The following is a 6,645-nucleotide window of genomic DNA, read 5'->3' on the forward strand; positions in this document are numbered from 1 at the left end:
CTTCGGGAATGGGCCGCCGCCTGCTATGCCAATTCAGACGAAAGAGCCAGCGAGTCGCCTCGCTGGCTGTATGAGTTCGATTTCGAAAGAAATCAGTGGGTGTTATAAAATGAACCATCCCTCGGCCGAGTCGGAGAGGCCGTGAACAGCGTGTTGCAACTCCGCGGCTAGCGCCGGCCCTGGTTGAAGGTGTCCGGCGCGCCTTCCTCGATCTTGTGCAGCTCGCGCATGATGATTTCGAGGTCCGGGCGGATGTTGATGTTGAAGCTTTGGGCGAAGCGCACCACGCCCTTCTTGTCGATGATGATGATGGCGCGCTCGGCCGTGCCGTCGCCGCGCAGCACGCCGTAGAGGCTGGCCACCGCGCCATGGGGGTTGAAGTCGGACAGCACCGGGAACCACAGGCCGCGCATCTCCACGGCCCAGGCGAACTGCGAGGGCAGGTTGTCCTCGCTGATGCCCAGCACCACGGTGTCGTACTCGTCGAAGAGATCCTTGGCCAGATTGTAGCCGGGCCACTGGTCGGAGCACACCGGGGTGAAGGCCGCGGGCACGAAGGAGAGCATGACGTTCTTGCGGCCGCGGTAGTCGGACAGGTGCACCAGACGCTTGCCGCCCTGGCCCAGGATGAAGCCCGGCAGGGTGAAATCCGGGGCCTGCTGCCCGGGGCGCACCTTGAGGGTGCTGTCCACGGGCTTGAGCGGGCCGGGATCGAGGATGATGTCCTTCATGTCCAGGGCCTGGGCCGTGGCGGACGGAAAAGCGGTCGCGAGAACGGCCAGCCCCAGCAGGGCGGCGAAGATGAAGGAGAGGAGCGGGGCCTGGCTGCGTGTTTTCATGGCGATCCCCCGGGGGCTTGCGTTTCTAGCGCTGCGTGGATGCGCGCAGCACCTCGTCGAAGAAGGCGTTCTCATCCTCGAACTGGCCCTCGTGGAAGTACAGGACCTTGAGGCCCTTGCCGCCGGGCAGGGGGCGCAGCACGAAGTACGAGGGCGTTCCCACGGCCATGAAGGCCTTGTGCAGCACATAGTCCGCATCCTGGATCATGGGCATGCCCGCCTGGTACTTCTTGCGGAAGAAGTCCACCTCGAACTGCGAGTTGCCCGCGCCGATGGCCACGAACTTGAGCTTCTGTCCCTGGGGCGAGGCCATGAGGCGCTCAAATACGCGGTTCACGGCCGGGGCCTCGGCCTGGCAGCGTGGGCAGTACATGCTGAAGACCTCCACCAGGATGGTCTCGGCCTTGATCTGCGACAGGCGGAAGCCCTTCGCGCCCTCGGGCAGGCCCAGATAGGCGGCCTCCGAAGGTTTGAGCTGGGCCTTGGCCTCCAGGTCGGGCAGCACGTCGCCTTCCTTGGGCTTGGCGGCCTGGGCGGGCAGGGCGGCCAGCAGCCCAGCCAGAAGGCTGGCCAGAAGGAGCAAGAGGGCGAGAGGTCGTCTGTTCATGGTGCGCTCCTGGGCGGTTTGCTACGAAATTCATACATAAGGCATACGCAGTTTTTCGCAAGCCTTTGCCAGGGGCGGAAACGCAATCGGGGGGCGTTTGCACGCCCCCCGAAGGGGAAGCCGCCGGATTGATCCGTCCGCCCCGGCGGCTTCCTGGTCTGAAGGTGCGTTTCCGTCTTGTCGTGCTGCCTAGCCCAGCAGGTTCTTCACCGGCTTTCTCAGCGCGGCGAAGAGCTCCTGGCGGGTGTAGCCGTTCTTGCCGGGCAGGCTGCCCGCGTCGGCCATCAGGTTCTTGGCGTACAGGTTGGGGGCGTCCGCCGTAAGGAAGATGACCCGCACGCTGTCCGCATCGACCAGCTGGGCCTTGGGGTACTTCTTCTTGGCTTCGGCCAGGCGCACTTCCGCAAGCTTCAGCATATCGTCGCGATCGCCGAAGTTCATGGTGCCCGTGGGGCAGGAGGTGACGCAGGCCGGGCGCTTGCCCGCCTTCACGCGGTCGTTGCACATGTCGCATTTGCTGATGATCTTGGTCTTCTTGTCCATCCTCGGCACGTCGTAGGGGCAGATGCCCTGCACCGCGTCGAAGCTCTCCTTGGCGGTCTTGTCGGAGTAGACCACCGCGCCGGTCTGTTCATCGATGACGATGGCGTCCGGCTGTTCCGTAGCGGTCTTGCACGGGGCCTCCAGGCAATGGCGGCACTGGTCGGGCGTGAAGAACCACTTGATCTGGCCGTCCACTTCCTTCTCGCTGAAACGCACCACGCGCAGCGTGTTGTACGAGAAGTCCGGCGGATTCTGGTGGCTGCCGGTGTTCTTGGTCTTTTCGCCGGGCAGCTTTTTCCACTGCTTGCAGGCGATCTGGCAGCCCCGGCAGGCCGTGCACTTGGTCAGGTCCACGAGGAAGCTCTTTCCGTTACTCATGACGCGCCTCCTTTAAGCCTTCCGGACGTTGACCATGAAGGCCTTCGACTCGGGGATGCCGGTGTTCGGGTCGCCCACGGAGGGGACCAGCAGGTTGGCCGCGTCGCCGCCGCTGTTGTCCTTTGGCCAGCGCCAGCCGTAGTGCCAGGGAATGCCCACCTCGTGGACGGTCTGGCCCTGCACGGTGAAGGGCTTGAAGCGCTTGGTGACGATGGCGATGGCCCACAGCTTGCCGCGGCTGTTGTCCAGCCAGACCTTGTCGCCGTTTTTGATGCCGCGCAGCTGCGCGAGCTCTTCGCTCATTTCGCAGAACATCTGCGGTTCGGCCTCAAGCAGCCAGGCCTGCGGGCGGGTCTGCAGGCCCGTCTGCCAGTGCTCGGTGACGCGGTAGGTGGTGCAGACGAAGGGGTAGCGCGGGTCGCACACGCTGTGCTTCTCGCCCGCGAACTTGAGCGCCGTGGGATTGTGCAGCTCCTTGGAGAAGGGGTGCGAGTTCACGGGGCACTCAAGGGGTTCGTAGTACTCGGGGAAGGGGCCGTCGTTCAGGCCCGGGCCGTAGAAGGCGCCCATGCCGTCCACCTGCATGATGAACGGATGGATGGCGCCCGGATTGCCGCCGCCGTCCACCACGTCGATGTCCCACTTCTTGCCCTCGGCGTTCCAGGCCAGGATGGCCTTTTGGGGAGCGTAGGGCTTGCCGGTGGCGTCCACGCTGGCGCGGTTGTAGATGACGCGGCGGTTGACCGGCCAGGCCCACGACCAGTTGGGGAACAGGCCCACGTTGGCCTGGGCCGGGGTCTGGTCCTTGGAGCGCCGCGCGGCGCGGTTGCCCTTGGGATCGGTCTCCACGTAGGAGCCGCAGTACACCCAGCAGCCGCTGGTGGTGCTGCCGTCGTCGCGCAGGTCGGGGAAGGCCGCAACCTGCGTGCCCTTCTTGAAGACCTTCACGGAACCGTCGGGCTGCTTTACTTCCACGTCGCGGGTGTAGTAGCCGTTGATGAGCCGGGCGGTCTTGTGGGCGTCGAACTCATGGCCGTCGCCCATGTTCTCCCAGTTCATGCCGAGCACCGGCTCGGGGAAGGCGCCGCCTTCCTTCTTGTACAGCTCGCGCACCTTCTGGGCCAGCTCGTAGATGATCTCGCCGTCGGGGCGGGAGTCGCCCAGGGGCTTCGGGCCCTGGTAGCGCCACTGCATCCAGCGGCCGGAGTTGGACACCGAGCCTTCTTTCTCCACGCTGACCGAGCAGGGCAGCATGAAGACTTCGGTCTTGATCTTCTTGGGGTCCATGCCGGGACCCATCCAGAAACTGCCGGTCTCGTTGTCGTAGATGTTGACGTTGACCATCCAGTCCAGTTTGGTCATGGCCTCGCGCGTCTTGTTGGAGTTGGCTCCGGACACGGCGGGGTTCATGCCCCAGGCGAAGAAGCCCTTGAACTGGCCCTTCAGCATGTCGTCAAAGAGCGTCAGCCAGGAGTAGTCCTTGCCGGGCTCCAGCTTGGGCAGCCACTCGAAGCCCTTCTCGGGGTCGGCCTGCTCGTAGAAGCTCTTGATGAGGCTGACCGCGTACTTGGGCTGGTTCTTCTTCCAGTTCAGACTCTTGGGGTCCTTGCTGGCCGGGGTGATGCGCTTCAGGTAGTCGGCCAGCTTCTGCTCCGTCGCGTTGGGCGTGGGCAGGTAGCCGGGCACGATGTGGAAGAGCAGGCCCTGGTCGGTGGAGCCCTGCACGTTGGATTCGCCGCGCAGCGCGTTCACGCCGCCGCCGGCCACGCCCATGTTGCCCAGAAGCAGCTGCACCATGCTCATGGCGCGGATGTTCTGCACGCCCACGGTGTGCTGGGTCCAGCCCATGGCGTACATGACCGTGCCGGACTTGTCCGGCTTGCCCGTGGCCGCATAGGCGTTGAAGACCTCAAGCACCTTCTCTTTCGGGGTGCCGCACATCTCCACCACGCGGTCCAGCGTGTAGCGGCTGTAGTGCTGCTTCATCAGCTGGTACACGCAACGGGGATCGTTCAGCGTGTTGTCGCGCTTGATCTGTCCGTTGGCGTCCTTCTCAAAAGCCCACTTGCTCTTGTCGTACTTGCGGGTGGCGGCGTCATAGCCGCTGAACATGCCGTCCTTGAACGTGAAGTCTTTGCCAACGATGAAGGAAGCGTTGGTGTAGTTGACGACGTAGTCCTTGAACAGCAGGTTCTTGTCCAGGATGTAGTTGATGAGACCGCCCAGGAAGGCGATGTCCGAGCCGGAGCGCAGGGGCGCGTAAATGTCCGACTTGGCGCTGGTGCGCGTGAAGCGCGGGTCCACGTGGATGAGCGTGGCGCCCTTTTCCTGGGCGCGGGTGACCCACTTGAAGGAAATGGGATGGTTTTCGGCAGCGTTGCTGCCCATGATAAGAATGCAATCACTGTTCTTCAGGTCGATCCAGTGATTGGTCATCGCGCCGCGTCCGAACGACTCTGCCAGAGCCGCAACAGTTGCGCTGTGTCAGATACGGGCCTGATGTTCTATGTATGTAAGTCCCAGAGAGCGCAGGAAAGCCTGGTAGGCCCAGCACTCCTCGTTGTCCATGGCGGCGCTGCCGACGGAGGCGATGCCTTCGCAGCGGTTGACCACCTGGCCCTTGGCGTTCTTCTCGGCGAAGCTCGCGTCGCGGTCTTTCTTGATGTTCTTGGCGATGCGCTCAAGCGCCCAGTCCCAGGGCTTTTCTTCCCACTTGGTGCCGTAGGGCTTGCGGTACATCACCTTGGTGAGGCGCGGATTCACGTCGCCGGGGTTGCCCTCGGTGAGCTGGTAAATGCTGGCGCCCTTGGCGCACAGGGCGCCTTCGTTGATCGGATGGTCCGGGTCGCCCTCGATGTTGATGGCGCGCTTGGTGCCTCCGAGGGCGGTGTTGACGATGAGGCCGCAGCCGACAGCGCAGTAGCAGCACACGGTGGTGGTCTGCTTGCTCCATTCGGGCTTCAGCTGTGCGATGCGGTCGACGGCGGGTTTGCCTGCGGCCGTGGCCTTGGCGGCCTTGGGCTTGGCCGCGTGCCCAATGCCTGTGAAGGCGCTGGTGAGGGCGGCCGCGGCGGAGAGTTGCAAGAACCCTCTGCGGGTAAGCGACATGGTGCCTCCTTGGTTATGAGGGTTTTGGTCAGCTGCCGAGCGTTTCGCGGCAAAGCCTCAAAAGCAGGCTGTACCCGGAAAGCGCGGGGGGCGCGTCGATGCGCGGCTCCTGCTCGAACACTTCCTGCCTGGGGAAGGGCACAAGCACGAGACCGGACACCTTGCGCCGGACCTCTGCCACGTCCAGGCCAAGGCCCCCGAAGGGAAGCAGCGCAAGGCCAGGACTGCTGGGATGTTTGGGAGGATGCGAAACCATAAAATGACCTCCACGGTATGAGTATCACCCTATCCACTAAAAACGGGTGAGTGTCAAAACCGGAGGCTATTGCGCAATCTTTGGCACTGGGGCGCAGAGGGCGGAGAGAAGCGTGGGGATGAGGTCCTGGCCGCGCAGATTGAAGCGCAGGGCCAGTTCCTTGAGGTAGAGGGGGAAGCGCCGCCAGGAGAGTCCCTTGAACTGGCGCAGGCGCGGCCGGGCGAAGTCCCAGAAGGGGCAGCCGCCGGATTCCGCGAAGAGCTGCCCCGGGTGGCGCAGTAGGTAGTGGTAGGGCAGGTTTTCGTCGCCGCACAGGATGAGGGCGTCGTAGGTCTTGTAGCGGTCGGTGATGAGGATGCTGCCGTGGCGGGCCACGCGCAGGTGGAAGTTGTGGTTGAAGTGCAGCACGCTTTCGGCCGTCAGCTCCGGCAGCAGGTCCACGAAGATGTGCTGGCTGCGGCTCAAGAGGCCGTACACCGGCAGGGCCGTGCCGGGCGCGTGGTCGCGCTCCTCCGCGTGGGCGGGGTCGAGCAGGGGGGCCAGCGGCGCGCCGGGGCCAAGGAGCTGGGGCGCGTCCGCCCCCTGGGCCAGAATGGCCATGCGCAGCACGGTGAGGGCCTTGAAGGCCGTGTTGTAGGAGATGCCCACGCCGGCCGCCGCTTCGCGGGTGGAAAGCTCCGCCGCGAAGGCCTGGGCCAGCGCCGTCCACTTCAGCGGTGAAAGGCCGGTTTCGTTCAGCCAGCGGCCGGTGAAGTCGTGGAAGGTGTAGCGGCAGCTGCCGCAGCGCAAGCGCCCCCCGGCCAGCTGGTACGGATCCTTGGCGCGGCAGCGCGGGCAGTGTTTGCGGCCGTCGGGCCAGCACAGGTCCAACAGCAGATTGCGGGCGTCCTCCTCGGTCCGGGGGGCGTCGACTG

At 64.6% G+C, this 6,645-nt stretch carries 6 protein-coding genes; all 6 read right to left on the reverse strand.

Translation table 11 applies throughout. The features are described 5' to 3' along the window. Positions 1-167: 167 nt before the first annotated feature. Entirely contained in the window at positions 168-839 is a 672-nt protein-coding gene (locus tag VN419_RS02530; RefSeq protein WP_325644112.1) for a redoxin domain-containing protein, read from the reverse strand. A gap of 25 nt (positions 840-864) precedes the next feature. Continuing rightward, positions 865-1,446, reverse strand: a complete 582-nt coding sequence (locus tag VN419_RS02535; RefSeq protein WP_325644114.1) for a TlpA disulfide reductase family protein — start codon at positions 1,444-1,446, stop codon at positions 865-867. 189 nt (positions 1,447-1,635) lie between these two features. Continuing rightward, positions 1,636-2,367 (reverse strand): 4Fe-4S dicluster domain-containing protein, encoded by a 732-nt coding sequence (locus VN419_RS02540; RefSeq protein ID WP_325644116.1) that lies wholly within the window; start codon positions 2,365-2,367, stop codon positions 1,636-1,638. Positions 2,368-2,379: 12 nt separating this feature from the next. Then, positions 2,380-5,475 (reverse strand): formate dehydrogenase-N subunit alpha, encoded by a 3,096-nt coding sequence (gene fdnG, locus VN419_RS02545; RefSeq protein ID WP_325644118.1) that lies wholly within the window; start codon positions 5,473-5,475, stop codon positions 2,380-2,382. Positions 5,476-5,503: 28 nt separating this feature from the next. Then, positions 5,504-5,731 carry a hypothetical protein gene (locus VN419_RS02550; protein ID WP_325644120.1) on the reverse strand — a complete coding sequence of 76 codons (228 nt, stop codon included), beginning with the start codon at positions 5,729-5,731 and terminating at the stop codon, positions 5,504-5,506. 66 nt (positions 5,732-5,797) lie between these two features. Continuing rightward, a partial coding sequence (locus tag VN419_RS02555; RefSeq protein WP_325644122.1) for an IS1595 family transposase occupies positions 5,798-6,645 on the reverse strand: 848 nt, incomplete at its 5' end.

Origin of the sequence: Humidesulfovibrio sp., from assembly GCF_035560995.1 — a bacterium.
GTDB lineage: Bacteria > Desulfobacterota > Desulfovibrionia > Desulfovibrionales > Desulfovibrionaceae > Humidesulfovibrio.